At 48.4% G+C, this 21342-nt stretch carries 21 protein-coding genes and 1 pseudogene; 16 read left to right on the top strand and 6 right to left on the bottom strand.

Going from position 1 to position 21342, the window contains the following annotated elements; translation table 11 throughout:
* The first annotated feature begins 173 nt into the window (after positions 1-173).
* From F608_RS0129295 to F608_RS0129310, 4 genes are all read left to right on the top strand, one after another.
* A complete protein-coding gene (locus tag F608_RS0129295; protein ID WP_022669322.1) occupies positions 174-650 on the top strand; it encodes a ferritin family protein in 477 nt (158 codons plus the stop codon).
* A gap of 126 nt (positions 651-776) precedes the next feature.
* Positions 777-1154, top strand: coding sequence for a 4Fe-4S binding protein (locus F608_RS0129300; protein WP_022669323.1), 378 nt, complete (start codon positions 777-779; stop codon positions 1152-1154).
* Between the two features lie 12 nt (positions 1155-1166).
* Positions 1167-3056, top strand: a complete 1890-nt coding sequence (locus F608_RS0129305) for an aldehyde ferredoxin oxidoreductase family protein (RefSeq protein ID WP_022669324.1) — start codon at positions 1167-1169, stop codon at positions 3054-3056.
* Positions 3057-3117: 61 nt separating this feature from the next.
* Positions 3118-3372, top strand: coding sequence for a hypothetical protein (locus F608_RS0129310; protein WP_153307629.1), 255 nt, complete (start codon positions 3118-3120; stop codon positions 3370-3372).
* A gap of 370 nt (positions 3373-3742) precedes the next feature.
* Here F608_RS0129310 and F608_RS33910 read toward each other — a convergent pair whose 3' ends face one another.
* Positions 3743-5746: a M1 family metallopeptidase gene (locus F608_RS33910; RefSeq protein ID WP_022669326.1), complete on the bottom strand. Its 2004-nt coding sequence runs from the start codon at positions 5744-5746 to the stop codon at positions 3743-3745.
* 517 nt (positions 5747-6263) lie between these two features.
* Between F608_RS33910 and F608_RS33915 the strand changes: the two genes are divergently transcribed.
* The 6 genes from F608_RS33915 to F608_RS0129345 all read left to right on the top strand — a co-directional run bounded on the left by F608_RS33915 (position 6264) and on the right by F608_RS0129345 (position 13752).
* Positions 6264-7061 (top strand): ABC transporter ATP-binding protein, encoded by a 798-nt coding sequence (locus F608_RS33915; protein WP_022669330.1) that lies wholly within the window; start codon positions 6264-6266, stop codon positions 7059-7061.
* A 10-nt stretch (positions 7062-7071) separates the two neighbouring features.
* Complete coding sequence (locus F608_RS33920) at positions 7072-8091, top strand: FecCD family ABC transporter permease (RefSeq protein ID WP_022669331.1); 1020 nt, start codon at positions 7072-7074, stop codon at positions 8089-8091.
* Positions 8092-8153: 62 nt separating this feature from the next.
* Positions 8154-9284: an ABC transporter substrate-binding protein gene (locus F608_RS0129330; protein ID WP_022669332.1), complete on the top strand. Its 1131-nt coding sequence runs from the start codon at positions 8154-8156 to the stop codon at positions 9282-9284.
* A gap of 19 nt (positions 9285-9303) precedes the next feature.
* Positions 9304-11334 (top strand): TonB-dependent receptor plug domain-containing protein, encoded by a 2031-nt coding sequence (locus F608_RS0129335; protein ID WP_022669333.1) that lies wholly within the window; start codon positions 9304-9306, stop codon positions 11332-11334.
* 9 nt (positions 11335-11343) lie between these two features.
* Positions 11344-13086 (top strand): radical SAM protein, encoded by a 1743-nt coding sequence (locus F608_RS33925; RefSeq protein WP_022669334.1) that lies wholly within the window; start codon positions 11344-11346, stop codon positions 13084-13086.
* Positions 13087-13752 (top strand): class I SAM-dependent methyltransferase, encoded by a 666-nt coding sequence (locus F608_RS0129345; protein WP_022669335.1) that lies wholly within the window; start codon positions 13087-13089, stop codon positions 13750-13752. It abuts the gene before it with no gap.
* Between the two features lie 504 nt (positions 13753-14256).
* Here F608_RS0129345 and F608_RS36430 read toward each other — a convergent pair.
* Positions 14257-14433, bottom strand: coding sequence for a hypothetical protein (locus tag F608_RS36430; RefSeq protein WP_022669337.1), 177 nt, complete (start codon positions 14431-14433; stop codon positions 14257-14259).
* A 3-nt stretch (positions 14434-14436) separates the two neighbouring features.
* Positions 14437-14724 carry a hypothetical protein gene (locus F608_RS0129360; protein WP_022669338.1) on the bottom strand — a complete coding sequence of 96 codons (288 nt, stop codon included), beginning with the start codon at positions 14722-14724 and terminating at the stop codon, positions 14437-14439.
* A gap of 529 nt (positions 14725-15253) precedes the next feature.
* On the opposite strand from F608_RS0129360, the pseudogene F608_RS34240 reads away from it, so the two are divergent.
* The 3 genes and pseudogenes from F608_RS34240 to F608_RS0129375 all read left to right on the top strand — a co-directional run.
* Positions 15254-16068, top strand: a pseudogene (locus tag F608_RS34240) (IS110 family RNA-guided transposase); the annotation flags it as partial.
* A 45-nt stretch (positions 16069-16113) separates the two neighbouring features.
* Entirely contained in the window at positions 16114-16260 is a 147-nt protein-coding gene (locus tag F608_RS37060) for a hypothetical protein (protein WP_244154286.1), read from the top strand.
* 286 nt (positions 16261-16546) lie between these two features.
* Complete coding sequence (locus F608_RS0129375; protein ID WP_022669340.1) at positions 16547-16798, top strand: hypothetical protein; 252 nt, start codon at positions 16547-16549, stop codon at positions 16796-16798.
* A 183-nt stretch (positions 16799-16981) separates the two neighbouring features.
* Here F608_RS0129375 and F608_RS0129380 read toward each other — a convergent pair whose 3' ends face one another.
* Positions 16982-17458, bottom strand: coding sequence for a hypothetical protein (locus tag F608_RS0129380; protein WP_153307630.1), 477 nt, complete (start codon positions 17456-17458; stop codon positions 16982-16984).
* A 59-nt stretch (positions 17459-17517) separates the two neighbouring features.
* Positions 17518-18006: a TolC family protein gene (locus F608_RS0129385; RefSeq protein ID WP_153307631.1), complete on the bottom strand. Its 489-nt coding sequence runs from the start codon at positions 18004-18006 to the stop codon at positions 17518-17520.
* Between the two features lie 1150 nt (positions 18007-19156).
* On the opposite strand from F608_RS0129385, the gene F608_RS0129390 reads away from it, so the two are divergent.
* From F608_RS0129390 to F608_RS35490, 3 genes are read left to right on the top strand one after another with little or no spacing between them, the layout of a single operon-like run.
* Positions 19157-19828, top strand: a complete 672-nt coding sequence (locus F608_RS0129390) for a hypothetical protein (protein ID WP_022669343.1) — start codon at positions 19157-19159, stop codon at positions 19826-19828.
* 23 nt (positions 19829-19851) lie between these two features.
* A complete protein-coding gene (locus F608_RS37245) occupies positions 19852-19977 on the top strand; it encodes a hypothetical protein (protein ID WP_022669344.1) in 126 nt (41 codons plus the stop codon).
* Positions 19974-20573, top strand: a complete 600-nt coding sequence (locus F608_RS35490) for a Tle-like phospholipase domain-containing protein (RefSeq protein ID WP_022669345.1) — start codon at positions 19974-19976, stop codon at positions 20571-20573. The genes F608_RS37245 and F608_RS35490 overlap by 4 nt, the downstream gene beginning before the upstream one ends.
* 160 nt (positions 20574-20733) lie before the next feature.
* Here the strand turns inward: F608_RS35490 and F608_RS0129405 are convergent, their stop codons facing one another.
* Complete coding sequence (locus F608_RS0129405) at positions 20734-21186, bottom strand: hypothetical protein (RefSeq protein ID WP_022669346.1); 453 nt, start codon at positions 21184-21186, stop codon at positions 20734-20736.
* Positions 21187-21342: the final 156 nt, after the last annotated feature.

The raw sequence follows: 21342 nt of genomic DNA on the forward strand, positions 1-21342 counted from the left end.
GCACGCAACAAAGTTTGTAAATCATTTATTTATAAGTCATTCCTTAAAAACTTGATTTATTTTTCAATCTTTATCTCTCCCGGGCCTTTTTCGGAACGCTTTTTTCTGCTGGACAAAGTGCCTTTGGAAGGCTTTAATAAAAGGCATAAAATCTTTAATTCAAAGGAAGGCCTATGTTCACCCTCAATGACCTGCTGGATATTGCAATAAAAATGGAAGAAAACGGGAAAAAGATCTATCAGAGCGCCAAGGCAAAGATCGGAGACAGGGAGTTAAAATCCCTGCTCCAGTGGATGGCCGATGAGGAAGACTGCCACTCCAAATGGTTTTCCAAGTTAAAAGAGAAACAGGATCCGGATTCAGAAGACCTCCAGGTCATGCTGCCCGATGTGCTCAGGGAAATGATGGGGGAAAAAAGCCTCTCCCTGGATGATGTGGACTTCTCCGGGATCAAAACCTCCGGACAGATGCTGGCTGTTTTTATCGAGTTTGAAAACGACACCATTCTTTTTTACGAATTTCTGGAGACCTTTATAGAGGATGCCGAAACCCTGGCCGGCCTGAAAAAAATCATCCGGGAAGAAACCGCCCATGCCGATAAGCTCAGGCTCATGATCCAATCCACCCGGGACGAACCCGTCTCTTTTTAAGAAACTATCATGAATCCGATTCATATTGTCCCATGAAAACAATCTGTTTTACCGATGGCCATGGCACTTGTTAGGATGCAAAAGGGGAAACAAGATAAAAATATCCATTTTTCACAAGGAGTCGCCATGGGACTTGAATTTAACAATGCCACCTGCTCGGGGTGCAGAGCCTGCGAGCTGGTCTGTTCCTTGCAGAACCTGAAGGTTGTCAATCCTTCAAAAGCCCTTTTAACCGTTTCCGGCAAGTTCCCGGTCCCGGGAAAGTATTTTGTGGATATCTGCGATCAATGCGGGGAATGTGCCAAAGCCTGCCCCCTGGATGCCATCCAACTCAAGGCAAATACCTACCGCATCGACAGAAACTTGTGCGACGGCTGTCTTGAATGCGTGGATGCCTGCCCGGTCCATCTGGTCAAGGTGGGCGATGACGGTCTGCCCTACAAATGCATCAACTGCAAACAATGCGCCGAAGTGTGTCCCAGGGATGCACTCACATTTAATTAAGGGGAGACAACCATGTTATACGGATACGCAGGCCATACACTCAGGATTGATCTAAATTCAGGCTCCATTGAAAAAGAACCCCTGAAACCCGAATGGGTGGACGAGTTCATCGGCGGACGGGGCTTTACCTCCAAAATTCTCTATGATGAAAACCCGCCGGGTGTGGAGCCCTTTGCCCCGGAAAACCGGTTCATCATTGCCATGGGCCCTTTGAGCGGACTCTTTCTCCCGGCCTCGGGCAAGACCCATTTTGCCACCAAGTCCCCTGCCACGGGAGGATACGGCGACAGCAACATGGGGGGGCATTTCGGGGTTAACATGAAATATGCCGGATACGATGTTACCATCTTAAAGGGAAAGGCCAAAGAACCTTCCTATATCTTTATCGATGATGATACCGTTGAAATCCGGCCGGCTGCTTCCTACTGGGGCAAGGGATCCACTCAGGTGGAGATCGCCCTGAAACAGGAACTGGGGGAGGACTTCCAGATTCTGACCATCGGGGAGGCAGGAGAACGGCGGGTCAACTTTGCCTGCATTTCCCATGATTTCGGCCGCCAGGCCGGGCGCATCGGCATCGGCGCCGTTCTGGGGTCCAAGAACATCAAGGCCATTGCCGTCAGAGGTAGAAAAAGCATCCCGGTCTTTGACCCCAAAGGACTGCTCAAAAAAGGCAAGGAGACCTATGCCGCCTGCCGGGAAAAACCCGGATTCACCGGCTGGACCCCGGAAGGCACGGCCGGCATCACCAATTGGTGCAACGATGTGGGCGCCCTGCCCACCCGGAATTTTAAGACCTCCCACTGCGATTATGCCGACAGGATCAACGGCAAAGCCATCCTCAAGGAGCTGAAGATCACGGACAAGGGATGCTTTGCCTGCCCCATTCCCTGCGGAAAATACGGCCTGGCCAGGACAAAGCTGGGCAAGGTCTACGTGGAAGGGCCGGAATATGAAACCCTTTCCCTGCTCGGATCCAACTGCGAACTCTCCGACATCCACGCCATTGCCCACACCAACTGGGTCTGCGACGAGCTTGGGATTGACACCTGTTCCGCAGGGGCCGTGGTCAGCTTTGCCCTGGAATGCTATGAAAAAGGACTGATCTCAAAAGAAGATATGGGCATGGACGTCAAATGGGGAGATCTGGATTCCATTGTCCATATTCTGGAGATCATTGCGCGGAGGGAAGGCATTGGCGATGTCCTGGCCCTGGGGGTCCGGGATGCGGCCGAGAAAATCGGGGGCGGCAGCCATGAATTCGCCATCCACGTCAAAGGCCTGGAATGGACCGGATATGAATCCAGGAACGCACCGGGCATGATGCTGGGCTATATGACGGCGGACGTGGGCGCCCACCACAGCCGGTGCTGGGTTCTGGGATCTGACGTGGCCAATGCCGTGGGCGGGGACAAGGACGCCAATGTCCACGACCTGATCTCAGGCGGGGCAAGCTTTGACGCCATTCCCAAGGCTCCCCATGAAAACGTGGTTCCCCTGGTCCTCAAATCCCAGCATCTTCGGCCGGCCTTTGACATCCTGGGCACCTGCCGGCTCCAGTATATGGAGATCGGACTGGAAACCGAATACTACGAAGAACTCTATTATTACGCCACGGGCAGAAAACTCGACTTTCAAAAGGACCTGCTCCGGCTGTCGGAAAAAATCTGGCACCTCAACCGCATGTTCAACAAAAGGGAGATCCCGGATTTCGGACGAAAATACGATTATCCGCCCCCAAGGTTTTACAAGGAGCCCATCCCCAGCGGCCCCAATAAGGGTCATCTCATGAGCCTTGAGGTAATCGACGAGATGCTGGATGAGTACTATGCAGCCCGGGGCTGGGACGGGAACGGGATTCCCACCAGAGAAACCCTGGAAAAGCATTGTCTGGCAGTGTAGATATTTTCCTTCCTGCCCCGGGATGTCCGGGGCAGGAAAAAACAGCCCGGCAAGGGGATCCATGGAAAAGATCACGATCACATTAAAATTATCCGAAAGCCTGCTTTGCATCCTGAAGGATGCCGGCAATCCCAGACCCGAGACTTTTCAGATTCAGGTTGAACCCGGCTCTTCCATCCGCCGGGTCCTGGCATCCCAGTCCATCAATCCCCTGCTGGTCCCCATGATTTCCCGGGACAGCAGGAAGATTCCTTTGGACACGATTCTGGAAGAAGATGTGACCCTGACCCTTTACGGTCCCCTGGCCGGCGGTTGATCCCCGGGTTTTGAAACCCATTGAACATCAGATTGAATCCTTACAAGGCCACGACTGTTTCAAGTAGTCACCGTTTTTATTCATAGGCGTTGGGATGTTCATTAATAGACATAGCCAACGGCTTTTAGATGCACCATCGTTCACCTTAATGATATATAATTTTTCTTTTTGTATTATTTGATGTAAATGGTTATCTCTAATAAAAAGTAATTTTCACGTTTTAATTTTCTCTTAAAAAATGCCATTCAATTTAAAGGGGGGAATTATGAACATACAATATATCCATTTTCTTTCAGTATTTATTTTTTCTTTTTTTCTTTCAGCATTATTGGGTCGGAAAAACCCGATTATACATTATCACCACTCAATTTTATTTCATAATATTAAATAAAATCCAGCTATTAGGATCGAACTCAAGTAGTTCATTCCTTTTTATATCTATTGTTGCCATGTTTTCTACAAAATCAATCTTCTGTATGCCATCTTTTGTTCTTATTTCCAAAGGCATTTTAAAAGGTAAATTTTCTTTCGTAAGCCATTTTAACATTATTCCATTTTTATTTTCACTTATCTTTAAAGCAGGAACTTCGGCATGCTTAAAATATACCATTTTAAACCAATCATAGTTTTTATTACTTACCTCTTCCACAATATTGAAAAAATCATTTGTGGATGCAAACCGACATTGACCTCCATTTGTTTTTAATTCGATTTGTTTTTTGGGATATGCCATTATTCGAAGAACTTTAATTATGTTTTCCTTTCCAATTAAGTAACGTAACGAATGCATAAGGTAAATTCCTTTATTATATGAATCTCCGTCAAATCCGTTCCTCGAATTAACAATTGAATCAAAGACTAAAGGATTTTTATTCTTGATATTCTTTTTTTTAATTTCCATTTTCTTCTGATAACCTTGTTCTCCATTCAAATGTTCTTCATACAAAGCCTCCATATAACCTGTTAACCCTTCTTGTATCCAGAAATCGCTCCAATCATGAGCAGTTATCATATTACCAAACCATTCATGACATAATTCATGATATAAAACAGAATTATACCCCTGGTATTTTGTTGTATAATTCGGCCCGTAAGCAATTATTGTCTGGTGTTCCATGCCAACATAAGGAACTTCAACAATTCCCAGCTTTTCTTTTCTAAAAGGATAAGGGCCTATGGTTGCTTCAATAAAATCCAAATAGTTTTTAATATTTGGATAAAATTGCTTAGCGATACTCAGATTTTCAGGTAACACCCAATAAGAAATATTTATTGTATCACCGTATAAACTTAGATAGTTATCTGTTAAATGAATATAAGGAGCAATATTTAAAGCTATCGCATAATTATTTATTGGATTATTTACTTCCCAGAAGTAAGTTGTTGTTAAGTTATTGTTATTAACCGTATCTTTAAGTACTCCATTTGAAATTGCTTTCAGTCCAATTGGTACGGTAAAAGATAGTTTAACAGAATCAGGCTCATCCCATTGGTAGTCTTTACAAGGGAACCATAGATCTGCCCCGTCAAGTTGACAAGAGGTAGCAATCCAATGTTGACAATTCTCAGTTTTATGCCACGAGAAACCACCCTGATAAGGTGCATGAGTTGCACTCCTTGGGTTCCCTTCATATTCCACACATATCTTAAGAGTATCTCCCTTATTTCTGTGCCGGGGAAGTTTACACCAGTATTTTTCTTTTTGAAATTTAGCGTTCAGAGGTACTTTTGTAGTATCCTCTTCTAGGAATACATTTTTTACTTTAAGTAACGTATCAAGATCAAAAACAAAATTATAAAGTTCGTCTGTAACTACTGCCGAGATGGTGTTTGTGGCCTTTATATATTTTTTATCAGGGAAAATTTCCATTTTTATGTCATACTGAATTACATCGTATGCAGTCTGTTCTTTAATAATGGTTCCACCTGATATTGTTCCGGGAATAGTTTTGTCTCTAATATTTGTTGGAAGTTTTCTGGTATTTGCAAAATTTGAATCGTTTATGATGATTTTACACTGACCCGGCAAAGTCTTATAAACGCCTAAGGCATTCTTGGCTAAATCACTGAATACCCAGTATTCGTCTGCTTTAATGTCCCATTTTTTTGATTGATTTGCCTCTATAAATGCAAATTTGGGCTTACCCAAAAGGTTCGTATTCGAAAGCCAGTACCCCTGAATTGGTTTATCAGTTTCATTTATTATAAATAATGTACATTTTTCTTTTTGTCCAATTTTTGATTTTCCACATTGCATTATTTCCCAGTCAACTGGTTCTAATACTTGGATATTATTCTCATTATTTTTACATATCACGTTGATAGATGAGAGCAATGAAAATAATAAAAAAAGAAGTGTTATTTTATATTTCATGGCATTGAACCTTTTTTATGGTTAAATATTTATGGATGGATTTGGTCAACCCAATTACTTTTGCCAAATCAAGATAAAGCGGCAAACCGCCCAATGCTGTTGAGCCGCCGCCAGTTTTTTCCTGCTCGTACCTGAATGGTAAACCGCCCTGTGTCATAATCTGTTACACCCCGTTGATGATAGGTTTTGGGTCGTACAAACACTCTATCTGCTTGAGGCATCAAGCTCAACGGGGTTTTTTGTTTTTTGACGGTGGATTGGGGGCGTTTGTCCATGTCAGGGCATGCGGACTTGCCATTCAGATCGGGGATTTGAACCGGTCTGCTCTCCTTCTGGCGATCTTAAACTAAACCGGCTCCCCCTGACCGTGTTCACCTCTGTCAAAAATTAATATTTGACGTTTTCAAATTACTATTGACATTAGAAACCTATAAAAGGTACACCTTTTCTCTATTATGACGTTTAAAAACGTCATAATTAAAAATTTTGTACGATTTAGAATTAAAAAGGGGAAACCATGACCACATTGGAGGTTCATCATCTCCACTTTGATTACGACACCGTTCAGGTTTTAAAAGACGTCTCGTTTACCGCTCAACCGGGAAGAATGACAGGACTGCTTGGTCCCAACGCTTCAGGCAAGACCACCCTGTTCAAGTGCATGAACGGGATCCTTCATCCCCAAAAGGGCCATGTCAGCCTGGCCGGCCGGCCGGTGACCGGGATGGTCAGAAAGACTCTGGCCGGGCTGATGGCGGTGGTACCCCAGCAGACCGGTGCAGCCTTTTCCTTTACCGCCAGGGATATGGTGGTCATGGCCAAAGCCTCGGGGCTCTCCATGTGGCAGCGGCCCTCCCGCAAAGATTACACCGGCGCGGAACGGGCCCTTGAAGATCTCGGCGTACCTAACCTTTCCCCCCGTATGTTCAATGCCCTTAGCGGCGGAGAGCGGCAGATCGTTCTCCTGGCCCGGGCCATGTTCCAGTCCCCGTCTGTCCTGCTTCTGGACGAGCCCACTGCCCATCTGGACTTCAGGAACCAGCACCTGATCCTGGATATGATCCGGGCAGTGACCCGGGAAAAGCGCCTCACCACAGTGGTTACCCTCCACGATCCCAACCTCGCCTCCCGGTACTGCGACGAAATCGTGATGCTCAAGCAGGGGCGGGTGCTCAGCCTCGGACCTGTTGGGGAGGTTCTCCGGGAGAAGACCCTGGAGTCGGTGTACGGGATAAAAGTCGTGGTGCAGGATGAGGTCAACGGCAGGCACCTGGTCACTCCCCGGACGGACGACGCCGGGGCCCTCATGTTTTAAGGGGGATGAGGTGGTAAAACAACGGTCTTTGTTCCCCTTTCTTATCGTCATCCTCGGATGTGCCACGGCCCTGGCCCTGTCCACGGGCAAGTATCCCGTGGACCTGCCCACCCTGGGCAGGCTCTTTCTCTGTGCCGCCGGCTTCGGGGAAAAGGCTGCGGATCTTTCCGCCCCTTCCCTTGTCCTCTGGTCCGTGAGAATGCCCAGGATCGTCATGGCGGTCTTAGTGGGGGCGGGCCTGTCTGTTTCCGGGGCCGTGTTCCAGGGGTTGTTCAAAAATCCCCTGGTTTCCCCCGGCATCCTGGGGGTCACCTCCGGGGCCAACTTCGGGGCGGGGATAGGACTGCTCTTCTTTGCCGGATCCGCCCTGGCCGTCCAGGTATCGGCCTTTATCTGGGGGCTGATTGCCGTGGAGCTGGCCTGCGAGATCGGTAAACGGGGGGACCGGTCCATCACCAGCCTGGTCCTGGCCGGGGTCATCGTCTCCTCCCTCTTCGTGGCCGGGCTCTCTTATATCAAATGCAAAGCCGATCCCCTAGGGCAGCTTCCCGCCATTGTCTTCTGGACCATGGGCAGCTTCAACAGCGTCTCCTGGGGGGACGTGGCCGGCGGCGGGGGGCTGATGGCCGCAGGTCTCATTGCCAGCCGGTTTTTAAGCTGGGGCCTCAACCCCATGGCCCTGGGGGATGAGGAGGCCCTCTCCCTTGGCATCAACGTGCCGGCACGCAGGGTCGTCTACATTTTTTTGGCCACCCTCATGGTGTCCGCCGCCACCGCCCCCTGCGGCAGCATCGGATGGGTGGGACTTTTAATCCCCCACATGGCCAGGATGCTGGTGGGGGCGGAACACCAACGCCTGGTACCCGTTACAGGGCTTCTGGGCGGGATCTTCATGCTGATCATGGATACGGCGGCCCGGATTCTGCCCGGAGGAGAAGTCCCAGTAGGCATTTTGACCGCATTCATCGGCGCCCCCTGCTTTGGATTCCTTCTGATCCGAAACCGGGTCAGCGCATGGAACGACAGATGACCCCAACCTCGCTACCCTTTCATGGCGATTGAAACCCTGGGAATAATTCAAGGAGCCTCCCTATGACGCAACACCGATTCTCATCCTTTTGGCTGCCTCGGGCAGCGGCCGTTCTGGCTGCTCTGACAGCCATTGCCATCGTCCTGCTCGGCACCATCCTTCAGGTCCAGGGAGCACAAGCTTTGGCCGGTGAAAGTGCCTTTAGGACCATCACGGACCGGTCCGGCCGGAGGGTCCGCATCCCGGAAACGCCCAGGCGCATCGCCTGTCTCTTCGGTCCCAGCTATGAAAAGCTCCTGGCTTTCGGCGCCACCGACCGGGTCTCCATGGTGGCCAACGTAACCCTGCCCTGGAACCTTGTGCTTAACCCCGGGCTTGGGGCGATTCCGGTCCTGACCACCTATGGCAGCCCGGATGTAGAGACCCTGCTCCGCCTGAAAACAGACTTGGTCATCTACCATCCCTTTACCAAACAGATCAACCAGATGACCGCGGCCGGGCTGCCTGTGGTGGTGCCTTATGACGGTAGCCGGCGCCAGCACACCCTGGAGGGTTTCTTTAAGGACTGGTACGGGCAGATCCGGTTTTACGGCAAGATCCTGGGCGGCGATGCCGTTGCCAGGGCCGAGGTCTATTGCGACTATGCGGACCGGCGGATCCGGGACGTGCTATCCGTAACCGCCGAAATCCCAAAAGACCGGTGCCCCAAAGTCTTCTGGTACTGCGGCCAGGTCAACGGCCCAGCCGGAACCCAGACCCGCCACGCCACGGCAGACTGGCTGGTGACCGCTGCGGGCGGCACCATGCTCACCCACGAGGAGGCGGCCTATTTTGTTTCCGTATCCACCGAGGAGCTGATTCTCTGGAATCCCGATATCATCCTGGTGTCCACCCTGCCCTCTGTGGAGCCGGTCCTGTCCGATCCCAGGTTGAAAAACATTGCTGCGGTCCAAAACCAAAGGGTTTTTATGACCCCCCAGGGGCAGTTTTACTGGAGCCATTTTTCCACGGAGTCATTTCTTTGCATCCTCTACCTGGCCAAACTCTTCCACCCGGAAAAATTCCCGGATCTGGACATGGTCGAGGAACTCACCGGATATTACGCGCAATTTTACCACTACGATCTAACCGGGGACCAGGCCCGGCGTATACTCTCCCATCTGCCGCCCGGCTCCAAAGATCAACACCCTTAACCCTAAAAAAGGAAAAAAGATGAAACGGATATTTTTTAAGCGGATGTGCCTGCCTGCACTGTTCTTGCTCATGACGACGGGGGGATATGCGACCCCCAATGAGCCTCAGGTTTTCAACCTGGGCGAAGTGGTAATTACAGGAGAAAAGACCACGGTGAACCTTGCCACCACCGTCACAGAGGTCTCCATGGAGGAGATCGCAGCCAAGGGAGCGACCAGCGCTGCCGAGGCCCTGGAGTTCCTGCCCGGTGTCTTTGTCCGGTACGGGGGTAAAGGCGATGCCCATGTCAACATCCGCGGTTTTGAGCAGCGGCAGGTCAAAATCCTCATCGACGGGGTGCCGGCCCGGGAAAATTACTTCGGCACCGTGGACCTGTCCATGCTCCCGGCCGATGCCATCTCCAAGATCACCATCGTCAAGGGGGCAAGCTCAGTGCTTTACGGTTCCAACACCATGGGCGGGGTGATCAACATCATTACCAAAAAAGGATCCAAAACACCTCAAACCTTGGTGTCGTCCGCCTTTGGCGACTATGACACCGCCCGGTACGCAGCCAGCCACGGCGGCACTTTCACCGAAAGCGGCCGAATCAACTACTGGCTGTCCGCAGGATACCAGACCTCGGACGGTTACAGGCTCTCCCACGATTTCGACCCCAACAATCCGGTAACAGGGGTTGGCACCCAGTTCAACGAAGACGGCGGGGTCAGGGATTTGAGCCATTATAATAAAAAAAACCTGAACATGAAGGTGGGATACGATCCCGGCGGGGAGTCCAGCCTCTACCTCTCCTTTAACTACGTGGACAACGACAGGGGCATCCCCGCCTTTTTTAACCGATACTGGGCCTACGATCACTGGAAGCAGTGGCAGATCAGCCTGGCCGGGGAACATCGGTTCACCGACAAGGTCAAGGTCAAATCGAGAGTCTTCTACGTCAACCACGAGGACGGCATCACGGACGTAAGCTGGGATAAAAATCACACCACCGGCGGGCGCAAATGGTTTGAGCAAAGCTTTTACGATGATGATTCCGTGGGCGGAGAATTCCAGGTGGCCCTGGATCTCATTCCCTCCAACACACTCCGCCTGGGTGTCAACTTCATGGAGGACAACCATAGGGAGGGCAACTACCTGAGCGATGACTGCTGGGCTGTCACACATGGGAGCGCCAGCGTGGGGTGGGCACCCCAAGAAGAATATGCCGCCCGGACCTGGACCCTTGCCGTGGAGGACGAATTCTCCCTCCTTAACAACTTATCCATTGTGGTGGGCATAAGCTGGGACGTGTTCGAACCCACCCAGACCTCTTCTGCGCCGGCGCCGGGACAGACCGACACCCTGAACCCCCAGATCGGGGCAGTGTACGATATCACCCCTGACACCAGTCTCCACGCCTCCGTGGGCAGGAAGACAAAATTTCCGAGCTTAAAGGAACTATACTCGGATCTTGTGGGCGGCAATCCAGACCTGAATCCCGAGCGGACCCTGGCCTACGAGGCGGGTGTCACCCATGCCTTCCCCAATAAGATCGAGGGCAATCTGGCCTTTTTCTACAACGATATCGACGACCTCATCGACATGACCACCATTGGGGGTGAAAGGGCCTATGTCAATATCAACAAGGCCGTGATCTACGGTGCAGAGGCGGGGCTGTCCGTGCCGGTTTGCGATACCATGGACCTTTATATGAACTATACCTGGCTTAACACAGAGGACAAGTCCAACAACGGCCGCAACCTGGAGGGCCGGCCCCGGCACCGAATCAACCTCGGCCTGGCCTATCGGTTTGCCTTCGGCCTGACCGCAGATCTGAACACCACCTATAACCGCCGCCAGTACTGGGAGAACTCAGATACCAACGAGTGGACCGAACTGCCCGATTACTTTCTGGTTAATCTTAAGCTGACCCAAAAGCTGCCCAGGATGGGTAAGGTGGCGCCCGAAATCTTCGCGCTGGGCACCAACCTCCTGGACAAGGACTATTACGAAACCAACGGCGCCGAGCCCGGGTTCAACTTTCTGGCCGGCATGACCTTAAAGTTTTAGGAGGCCCCCGTGAAGTGCAATATCTGTGAACAAAGGTGTGAGATTCATTTCCGGGGAACCGGTCGATGCGGCATGTATACGGCGGATGAAGACGGCATCCGCGAGCGGTTCCCGGACCGGTATCTGGCTGCCGTGGATACGGCCGTCGAAGCCATGCCCATGGTCCACTATCACCCCAGGGGAACCTTCCTGCAGGTCTGTACCGTGGGCTGCAACTTCATTTGCCCGGGCTGCGTCTCAGAGGTCCTGACAGACCATATAGGCGCCGTCCGGGGCCAGTTCCAGGAAATGACGCCGGACCAGGTTCTGGACCGGGCAGAAGAGACCGGGTGCATCGGGGTGATGTTCTGCTTTAACGAGCCCACGGTCTCTTTTTTCACCTTCAGGCGCCTGGCAACCATGGCCCGGAAACGGGGACTTTTGGCCGGATGCGCCACCAACGGTTATCTGACCGAATGGGCCCTTTCGGAACTGATCCCCTGCCTTGATTTTGTGAATGTCGGAATCAAGGGGACCGCACCTTCTGTCTGCCGGGCCTGTGGCATCCAGGATGCCGCCCCGATCTTCCGAAACATAAAGACTGTTTTTCAAAATGGAATTCACCTGGAGATTTCCGCTGTTTTCAGGAAGGGACAGGAAAAACAGGTGGAGGAGACCGCAGGTTTCGTCTCATCCCTGTCCCCGGACATCCCCTTCCAGGTCATGCGGTTCCTGCCCTTTGGCAAAACCGACGCCAATGACGAACCCACCGTCAAAGAAGCCGAGGCCCTCTGTACAAGGCTGGGCCGGCACTTGCACCATGTGTTTCTATTCAACACCCCCGGCACGGACTGGCTCAACTCCGTCTGCCCGGACTGTGGCGCTGCCATAATGGAGAGAGGTTTTTTCGGTCCCATGTGCTCCAACTTATACCAGTATAGACCTGAGGGCCAATGCCGATGCGGATACCGCCTTCCTCTGAAAGGGAAAATTCACGAAGAGACCCTCCCGCGGACCTCCGGGTACTTCGGCGGTTACAGAACCGTCAACGCCATGAGCATGATCCGTTCCATCCTGGGCGTTCTGGGCGTCCGGGACAAAGGCGCGGTGGATGCCGTGATAGCCGAGGCGATCCGGACCGACCTGATAAAGGACCTGTACCAGCGGTTGAACGGGATCACAGCCTACTTTAACACGGTGGATGCCTTTGCATCCCTTACGGACACACAGGACAGGGCCGCCCTGTTCAGGGAATACGTGGGGTCCCGGGTGACCGCCATCCGGGAGGGGGCGGCCGGGACAGAAGGGCCCAGGGTCTACTACTCCCTGGGCCATCCCCTGATCGCCATGTTCCCGGAAAAGATGGAATCCCGTCTGGCCAAAGAGGCCGGCGGCCTTTTGACCAACCAATGGCTCCCCCGGGAGGGCCGGCCGGGGATCATGATTTCCAAGGAAAATTTTCTGGCCATGGCCCCGGAAATCATCGTGGTTTCCGACGGCATTGCCTGGCCTGGGGAGGATTTTGCTGCCTTTTGCAGGCAAAGAGATCTGGACGTGCCCGCAGTCAGGAACGGGAAGATCTTCCATCTCGCCCCGTTTCGCGGCGCAACCAATCCGGACTGGGTCCTGGGGCTTATGGCCCTGGCCAACCGGTTTCACCCGGACCGGTTCTGTTTTAACCTCGAAAAAGAGGCGGAACGTTTTTATGCGACCTTTTACGGACAACCTTTCAACCATGGGCAACTGCTCAGATTTCCCTGGGAGGACAGATAGATGACGGAAACCAATTGGACAAGGACAAGGACCCTGGTCTTTGACCGGGACAACGCCCAAACCATGAACAGGATCGCCAAGACCGTTTTCCGGCCCATCTATCCGGTTATCGCCGGGAACGCCATGTCCATCACAGGCATCAGCCGGGGCCGCTGCCTGGATCTTGGCACCGGCCCGGCCATGCTGGCCATGGCCGTGGCCCAGGCCGCCCCCGGGATGACGGTGACGGCCTTTGACTTTTCCGGAGACTCCGGTGAGATCGCCGAAGAAAACATCCGCCGGGCAGGCCTGGGCGAGCAGGTGGTGACCGCCTTTGGTGATGTACATAAGATGCCCTTTGAGGACGGCCGGTTTGATCTCATCGTCAGCCGCGGTTCCATGTTTTTCTGGAAGGACCTCAAATCCGCTTTTTCCGAGGTGCTTCGGGTCCTGGCCCCGGGGGGCGCCACCTATATCGGCGGCGGCTTCGGCAGCCTTGACCTCAAAAACCAGGTCATCAAGGGCATGGCCAAGGTCGATCCCGCCTGGGACTGCTACGCCAAGAAAAAGACAGGCGATGACGGCCACAGCAAGTTTGAGCAGATGTTTGCCCAGCTTGGCTGCCAGGACCGATACCGGATCATCGACGACGACACAGGGTTCTGGATCATCCTGTCCAAGGACTGACCCGGCATTACCTTGACATTTAGCTTCCAGGTCCTGGGCCGTCGCATTCGCAAAAAAATGCCGCATCAGGCGCCCAGGACCAATGGCATTGGTGCATGATCCTTATGAGGTGGATTTTTGCCTGTTGAACGGCCTATCTTGTGACGGGATACCATCCGCGCCCGGGCAAATCAAACATCCGGGCGTCCTTGGACATCAGATAAATATCCAGCACATCCTTGAGGACAATTGGTGAACGGTCTAAGGCCCCGGGCTGCAATTGTTCCAACTTATGGAGAACCCGCTTTTCGTCTCCAGGAGAAACCTGTTCCCGGTCAAACCAGTATCGAAGAGGACACACAGCAGCAGGATTTCCACCGAATATCTTATCTGTGAATGCATCAACTTGGAATATTTGCAATTGCATAATAATTCTCTGAAGATTTTCATTGTAGGTCCGGGGGCACTCAATATAGATAATTTTCCCCTGCAAAATGGGCATGCGATTCCATAATTGACGCTCCCCTATTCTTTGTTTGAAATCTGCTTAATTTTCACCACTTCCACAAGGGTTTCCAGTCGGACCACCCGTTTATCAATATCGTTGGTCTGCTCTGTCAATTTTTCCGTTCTATCATTAAGCCGTTGAACGGTATCGGTTAGTCTTATGATGTCTAAAACAAGCTCTTTCCAGCTGGCCATTATTTAGCCCCCCTTCACGGCAGACAAATTTTCAAGGCAAGAATCAAGCTTTTGGATGGTTTGTTCAGTTTTGGCGATTGCTTCCTTTACCTTTGCGTGGGCAATGGCTAACAATTCTTGTTCCTGGCCTTCGGCCAACTCTCCATCAGGATCATAAGCGTCTATAGCATCCCGGACGATTTGAGCCGCAGACCGCCCTTTTGCTCTTGAGCTTAAGGCTTTAAGTTTTTTGATGTTCTCTGGAGAAATAAAAAACTGTTTTCTAATTAGCGTTTCTGACTGTGTCTGCATAAATAGATCTCCTTAATATTCAGCATACCCCTATTATACACATACACATAACATGGACAAGTATTATTTTTTATTTCCAAGCATTCATGACCATTTTTCTTTTTTCAGTTCCCACAAGGCTGTCCTCTTTTTCAGGGACAGCAAGAAGATGAACATGGTTTGTCATTAGGCAATAGGCGAGAATGGTCAGCCCGAACCTGCCGCTTTGGTTTTTTAAAAAATTGAAATATTCGATCCTGTCTTGACCCTTGAAAAAGATATCCAGGGATCGGACACCCCTTTGAACAATGTGATGAGGATAACCTGGGACTACTATTCTTTTCATCCGTGCTATGAGGGGAATTATACTCTTATTGAAAAATTATGCTATAAAAACGGTATCATGTTTAAATGCATAAGATATTGTAAAATATAGACAATGAAACCTCCCTGCGGCATGATGGCTTTTATATATGCTGCTGGAATAACAGAGTCATCCAGAATCAATTACCACAAGGAGGTTTCAATGGAGAGTATGCACTACATCGGAATGGATATCCATAAAAAAATAATTGCTTTTTGCATCAAAACCTTCAACGGCATAGTAATAAAACAAGGGAAATTGCCGGCAACCCGCAAAGCCCTTAGCAATTGGCTGGAGGATCTGCCCCAGCCGTGGACTGCCGCAATGGAGGCGACATTATTCACTGCTTGGATATACGATTTTCTAAAACCGTATGCTCAATCCATCAAGGTAGCGCATCCTGAAATGTTGAAAGCCATCACAGCTGCTAAGAAAAAGAATGATGTATCAGACGCTGAAAAGATTACCGATCTGCTCAGGGTGGATATGTTGCCGGAATGCTATATGATGCCGCAAGAGCTTCGAGATCTTCGAAGAATACTACGCTATCGAAACCATATCGTCCGGACGGCAACAAAAGAAAAAAACAAAATTTCAGGTTTGTTGATGGAGGTTGGCGCCCAGTATAATAAAAAGCGGCTACATGGGGAAAAATATTTTTCTGAATTTTTAGACACCGTGGAACATGTACCTGATTCAGTAATCAATATGCTCGAATTAAGCCGTTCGAACCTCGAAATATTTACAGATATCCAAAAAAGGCTGGTACACTCTATCAAGGGAGACCCATTAATACGAGGCCGTGTAGAACGCCTATTATCAATTAGAGGTGTGGGTGAAGTTACTGCGTTGACCTGGGTTCTTGAAGTAGGTGAGCCTGAGCGGTTTCATTCAATTCGCCAGGCATCAGCTATTGCGGACTTTGTGCCGCCCAAAAAGAATCCGCCGGCAAAGAGTACCGCGGTCCAATTTCTAAAAAGAGGAACAAACACATTCAAACGATATTAATTGAGGCCGCCAAACTGGCCCCTATTTGGAACCCCCAATTGGCTGAAGTTCACCAAAAGGAGCTGGCCAGAGGCAACAAGAATAGAGCGACTCTGGCCGTTGCCAGAAAGTTGGTTGCCTACATGCTTGCCGTGGATAAAAGTGGGCAGGCATTCCAGATCAAGGAGTCAGAAATGGCAGCATAATTGATCAGGAAAAAAGCGTTCGTATGTATGGTTCTTCCTGCCGTTTCATGCAGTCTGGGGACTGAGTGATTGGTTTAAAACCATGATACTCCAGTAACGTGTTTCATGGCCGGCAGGTTACCCAAATTTAAACTTCTGCGATGGTCATCAGATCATAGGTGACTTGATGCTGCAAATGGATGTCTGGTCAAAAGAACCTATTCTTTTTGACACGAAATAGATCAAGACCCAATACATGACGAGTGTGTTCAGTGGTTTAGGATAGCAGGTTTACCGCCAAGAATGGATGGCTTTGGGTTGGGCAGGGGAGTTTTATTTTTTACTTGACAATACTTATCATGGATGTCCCCGGAATTCCTGCAAGACTTTTCAGATTCAAGTTGAACCCGGCTCTTCCGTCCGCCAGATCCTGGCATCCCAGTTCATCAATCCCCTGCTGGTCCCCATGATCTCCCGGGACAGCAGGAAGATTCCTTTGGACACGATTCTGGAAGAAGATGTGACCCTGACCCTTTACGGTCCCCTGGCTGGCGGCTGATCCACGGGTTTTGAAACCCATTGAACATCAGATTGAATCCTGACAAGGCCACGACTGTTTCAAATAGTCACCGTTTTTCTTCATAGGCGTTGGGGTGTTCATTAATAGACATAGTCACCGCTTTCCTGTGAGGCTATAAGGCCGCACAGTAAGCCCGGTTCCTCTCAAGCTATGGATTCTCTTTCAATTTGCAGGTAGCACAACGACTTGAAACGAATCTTTATATAAGATACTTCCAGGATTTTCTGATAATAATTCATTAACCACAATCCCTGCCGCATTCTTTTCTTCCAGACTTTCAAAAGAGTCAAGAATACTGTTCCGGTCATTACCATACATATTGTAAGAACCATATAGGCTGAACGTTGTTACCAGGTGAAGCTTGGCAATCTCGATTTCCGCCTTTTTTTGTTCAATGGAGATATCATACGCGGCCACTGCCGGAAGTTCTGAAATGTCGACTGTTTCAAGCCCCCCGGTCTTAACGATCAAGTCCATTAACCGGACGTCACCCAATTGATAGGACTGCCCTGTATAAAAAGTGAGGCCTTCAAGAGTATCAGCCATTTCAAGCTGCAACGTTTCTATTGCCTGAATAGCCTCTGCAATGGCAATAGCGGCATTCCCTTGTTCCAGTTTCCCTTTGGTACCGGCTCTCACGAGCCTCCGAGTAAGCTGGTAAATTTGTTGACGACATTTCAACATATCTGTCCAGACATTTATTTTTTTTGAAGCCGGAGTCCGGTGCCATAAAGGGAAAGAATTTCTATTTTCAGATCGATCCGTTTTTGTTCAATATTTTTCTGGGCAAGTGTGACATCTCTTTGCGCATTTTGGTACTTGAAGCCCCGCTTTCCGAAATCGTATAAAAGGTACTGGCTGGAAAGTACAACCGAATGTTGAAACCCGGAATCGTTGCCTGTAATGATCGAATCCCCAACAGATACTGTATTGTTACTATTGATATCAAGATCCTGGTTGTATTCATTGGTGAAATTCAGAGAAAGTGCAGGATAATAAATGGATTTTGTTTCTATTAAGCGTTCCTTGGTGATATCCATTTCAAGCCTGCCGATTCTCAGATCATAAGAATTGGCCAGGGCTTTTTGCAGGATTTCATTAAAACACAACATTTGTGCTCCGGCGTGCCCGGAAAGCATGATAACAAAAAAACCGGAACAGATTATACGTTGCAACAATATCATCACTTCATTTTATTCCGATCACCCACAATAAAAGCGCAGAACCAGAAAATGCCTTTAACCTTTCCAGTCCTGCATCGTTCTTAGCTAAATGTTATGCGTGCCAGGAATGAACGATTAGGGTCATCCAATTACCGTTGTTCCAGACATCAACCTATGCAGAAGATCCAACCACAATCAGCAACAATAAAATCCAAAACAATTTTTTCATACCCACTCTCTTTTTGGCTTAGCAGCTGGTTGCGCCTTGGGCAATAGTACGGAAAATGTATGTTTCCAGAACACAATCAGATGAAACAATATTTTCGTAGATGACGAATATTCCTTACTATTGCAGCAAGCAATATGTCAATAAAAAATCTATCAGCAATTTCTGTCACTGAATAAGGAGGGCGGACTTGAAACGAAGAGCAGTATATCCTTTATCGATTCGAGTAATGTAAGCAATTTTATTTCACGCTTGCTGGATGTAAAATGAGTCCAGAGCACCAGGAAACGAAAAGATCAACGATTGAAGTGTCCAATACCCAAATCGTTTGTCTATGCCCCATTTTAAAGTCAGGGATTTTCGGTGTGCAAATTCTACAAAGACTATACAAAGAAATGGCTGCATGCAAAAAAAGATGCAAACCAGACAATACTCCGCCGATCGATTGACACAACTCTGAAAACTTTTACCTGAGTGTATGATATATACCCTAAAACCGGTTTCCCCTTAGTACATTTCATTTCACTCAATTACAATACCCAAATGAGTATCCGTTCAGGATGTCGGCTCAAAGGGAGTTTCTGTTCCGGGCGAGCCCTTTCTGCTGAATCGAAAATAGAGACCTTGCGGCATGATTAGCAACAAATTAACGGATCTATCTGGACTAAATTATAGACACGTTTACCTCTGATTTTGGATGGTAGATTCAAGCTCAGTATGATTCATTTCACACGGGCATTATCTGGAGTATGGCTGAAATTGCTTGTCGTTTTTCAAAATTTTATTGAAAAAACTTCCTAAAATCATGGAATTTTTAATTGACAATATAAAACTGATCGGTTAGCGTAGAGTCGTGGATTACGATTTTTTATTTATTGCAAGCGTGTACCATAAGATCTTAGAAAAATTACGATTTTAACGATAGAATTTCTCGACTGAGGAGGAATTATGATCGTCGTTTTCTTTATCTTCATCGCCTACTGGGCTTTTAGCGGCCTTATACTTCTTCTCCTGCTCTCCAAAAAGAAAAAAAAAGCAGCCTTTATCACAGGGACGGCTTTATTTTTATTACCCATTTGGGATGTAATGATAGGTTTTTTGTTCGTCTTTGTTCCGGCAAGCATTTTCTGGTCCGGAAATACCATTGAACGCCAAGTCATGGCCGATACTATTCATTACGACAATTTTTATAGAACATACGGTCCTTCAACTAGGAGAATGTTCAGAAACGAGTTTTTTTCCAATAAGAACAAATTTGCGGAAATGGAAGTGACAGAAATTCGGGAGTATTCACTGGTTAAAGAAAAGGGGATTTACAGATTTTGGCTGGATAAATCAAATAACATCCAATTCAAAAAAATAGACAGGATCAAAGCTAGGTATACGGTCAGAACACCTAAAGTTAGAAGATTGCCGTTAATTCCAATAAAATTTAATTCCAGAATTATTATCGACAGGGATACAAATGAGATTATTGCCCAGGGAAACCTTGTTACCCTTTCCTATAAGCCGGTTTTATATGTTCCTTTTTTTAGCTGGCTGCCCTGGCATGACAGATCCTATAGTTTATACTCAAACTCTCACATTGAAGATCTCGAATTAGACACAATCAATCCATAATTTCATCTTCAACGGAGGACGACATGATTAAAGAATTAAACGATCAGGTACTTGACCATGCAAAAGATACTCAATTTGCGTATTACCTACTCGAGGAAGTTGAGGGCGGAGTTTGGCAAGCTGGCAAGTATAATTTATTAGGAATTTGAGAACCTTTAAAAGACGACAAAAAAACACATACGAAGAAATAGCTAATGCCCAAGCGGAGAATATTCTGGCCCACTATCATGATATAGGAACAGGATTCCAGGCCACTCTCATTGAAAAAGAAGACGGCAGCAAAGTTCTTTCCATCGCTGGGACAAATTTTCCTAATCCAAATGATCTGGCAGAGAATGTTAACCTGGCACAAGGCCTTGTTCCAGAAATTCAATACCAAAAAATGACCGAGTTCTTTGATAGTCTGACCTCTGGTACTGATCCAAAGCTCACAAAAGATGACGTTCTCACTGTTACAGGGCATTCTCTGGGCGGGACTTTGGCCCAGCTATGCACAGCAACATATGCAGACTATGTGGACCATACGTACACATATAATTCACCAGGTGCTGCAAACCTTACCGCCCTGGATTATCAGTATAACGGATGGTCTCCAGAGACACATGCTTCTGTAAAAGCTCGGCTACCGCTTTTGAGTTTGATAAAAAATCAGACTTCGAAAACACAAACCAACTTTTTGCACGAAACTTTATATCATTGGGAACTGGTAAGTCAAAGCATGATGGATTTGGCAAATTTTTATTAAACCAGTCCGCCGTATTTACATACCAAATTTTCTCTTTTTTAGACATTCTGTTCATTCGTTTTAGGTCACCCATCGCAGCGAATATTCCTTTCTTATATTGAGTTCCCTGAAAACAAATATTAGTTTCAAACCTGATATACATATTTTTGACTTAACGTCGCTAATCAGCCGCGCGCCTTTCCGCGTCGGCTGAATTAGCCTGGTTATACCGATCTGTTTTGTGGAAATAGGCCAAGTAACCCACAACTGTTCCAACTGCGATAAAGAAGGCTGCCATGATCCATGTTTCCTGCGAAGGGTTATTTCCAGTCTGCAGTGTTAGTTGTGGAAGGGCAATCAAGAAGGTGCCTTTAAGAAAAAACATCACGCCCAATGTTGTCACGAGAATTTGAAGCACTCCCCTCCAGCAAAAGTGAATCACAAGAATAGTCATCCCTATGAAGAAATGGACCATTCCCGAGAGGTTGATTAGTACTGGATCCGATCCTGTATGCGCAATCATGGAACTGTAATATTCGTCAGATATCAGGAAACCCAATCCGGTTATCAACAGGTAAATTGATAAGACTCTTGCTATCAAAACTGTTTTATCAGGAATACTATGTGTTTTCATATTTCTTCGCTTTCTGAAGCATAACGTTTGAATTAATGGGTTGGGGCGCGTTTTTTGCCCCAATCCCTCTTCAATGATTTGTGTGTGCCGGGCACGGCACATGTTCTTAAAAGTGAGTCAACCGTAAATAATTTTAGTGCGTTTGGCAAGTCTTAG

It is taken from the genome of Desulfospira joergensenii DSM 10085 (assembly GCF_000420085.1).
Classification (GTDB): Bacteria; Desulfobacterota; Desulfobacteria; order Desulfobacterales; family Desulfobacteraceae; genus Desulfospira; species Desulfospira joergensenii.

Bases quoted from the DNA above. Each gene is read 5' to 3' on its own strand.
- F608_RS0129295 (WP_022669322.1), top strand. From the start codon at position 174: ATGTTCACCCTCAATGACCTGCTGGATATTGCAATAAAAATGGAAGAA.
- F608_RS0129300 (WP_022669323.1), top strand. From the start codon at position 777: ATGGGACTTGAATTTAACAATGCCACCTGCTCGGGGTGCAGAGCCTGC.
- F608_RS0129305 (WP_022669324.1), top strand. From the start codon at position 1,167: ATGTTATACGGATACGCAGGCCATACACTCAGGATTGATCTAAATTCA.
- F608_RS0129310 (WP_153307629.1), top strand. From the start codon at position 3,118: ATGGAAAAGATCACGATCACATTAAAATTATCCGAAAGCCTGCTTTGC.
- F608_RS33910 (WP_022669326.1), bottom strand. From the start codon at position 5,746: ATGAAATATAAAATAACACTTCTTTTTTTATTATTTTCATTGCTCTCA.
- F608_RS33915 (WP_022669330.1), top strand. From the start codon at position 6,264: ATGACCACATTGGAGGTTCATCATCTCCACTTTGATTACGACACCGTT.
- F608_RS0129330 (WP_022669332.1), top strand. From the start codon at position 8,154: ATGACGCAACACCGATTCTCATCCTTTTGGCTGCCTCGGGCAGCGGCC.
- F608_RS0129335 (WP_022669333.1), top strand. From the start codon at position 9,304: ATGAAACGGATATTTTTTAAGCGGATGTGCCTGCCTGCACTGTTCTTG.
- F608_RS0129345 (WP_022669335.1), top strand. From the start codon at position 13,087: ATGACGGAAACCAATTGGACAAGGACAAGGACCCTGGTCTTTGACCGG.
- F608_RS36430 (WP_022669337.1), bottom strand. From the start codon at position 14,433: ATGGCCAGCTGGAAAGAGCTTGTTTTAGACATCATAAGACTAACCGAT.
- F608_RS0129360 (WP_022669338.1), bottom strand. From the start codon at position 14,724: ATGCAGACACAGTCAGAAACGCTAATTAGAAAACAGTTTTTTATTTCT.
- F608_RS0129375 (WP_022669340.1), top strand. From the start codon at position 16,547: ATGGCTTTGGGTTGGGCAGGGGAGTTTTATTTTTTACTTGACAATACT.
- F608_RS0129390 (WP_022669343.1), top strand. From the start codon at position 19,157: ATGATCGTCGTTTTCTTTATCTTCATCGCCTACTGGGCTTTTAGCGGC.
- F608_RS37245 (WP_022669344.1), top strand. From the start codon at position 19,852: ATGATTAAAGAATTAAACGATCAGGTACTTGACCATGCAAAAGATACT.
- F608_RS0129405 (WP_022669346.1), bottom strand. From the start codon at position 21,186: ATGAAAACACATAGTATTCCTGATAAAACAGTTTTGATAGCAAGAGTC.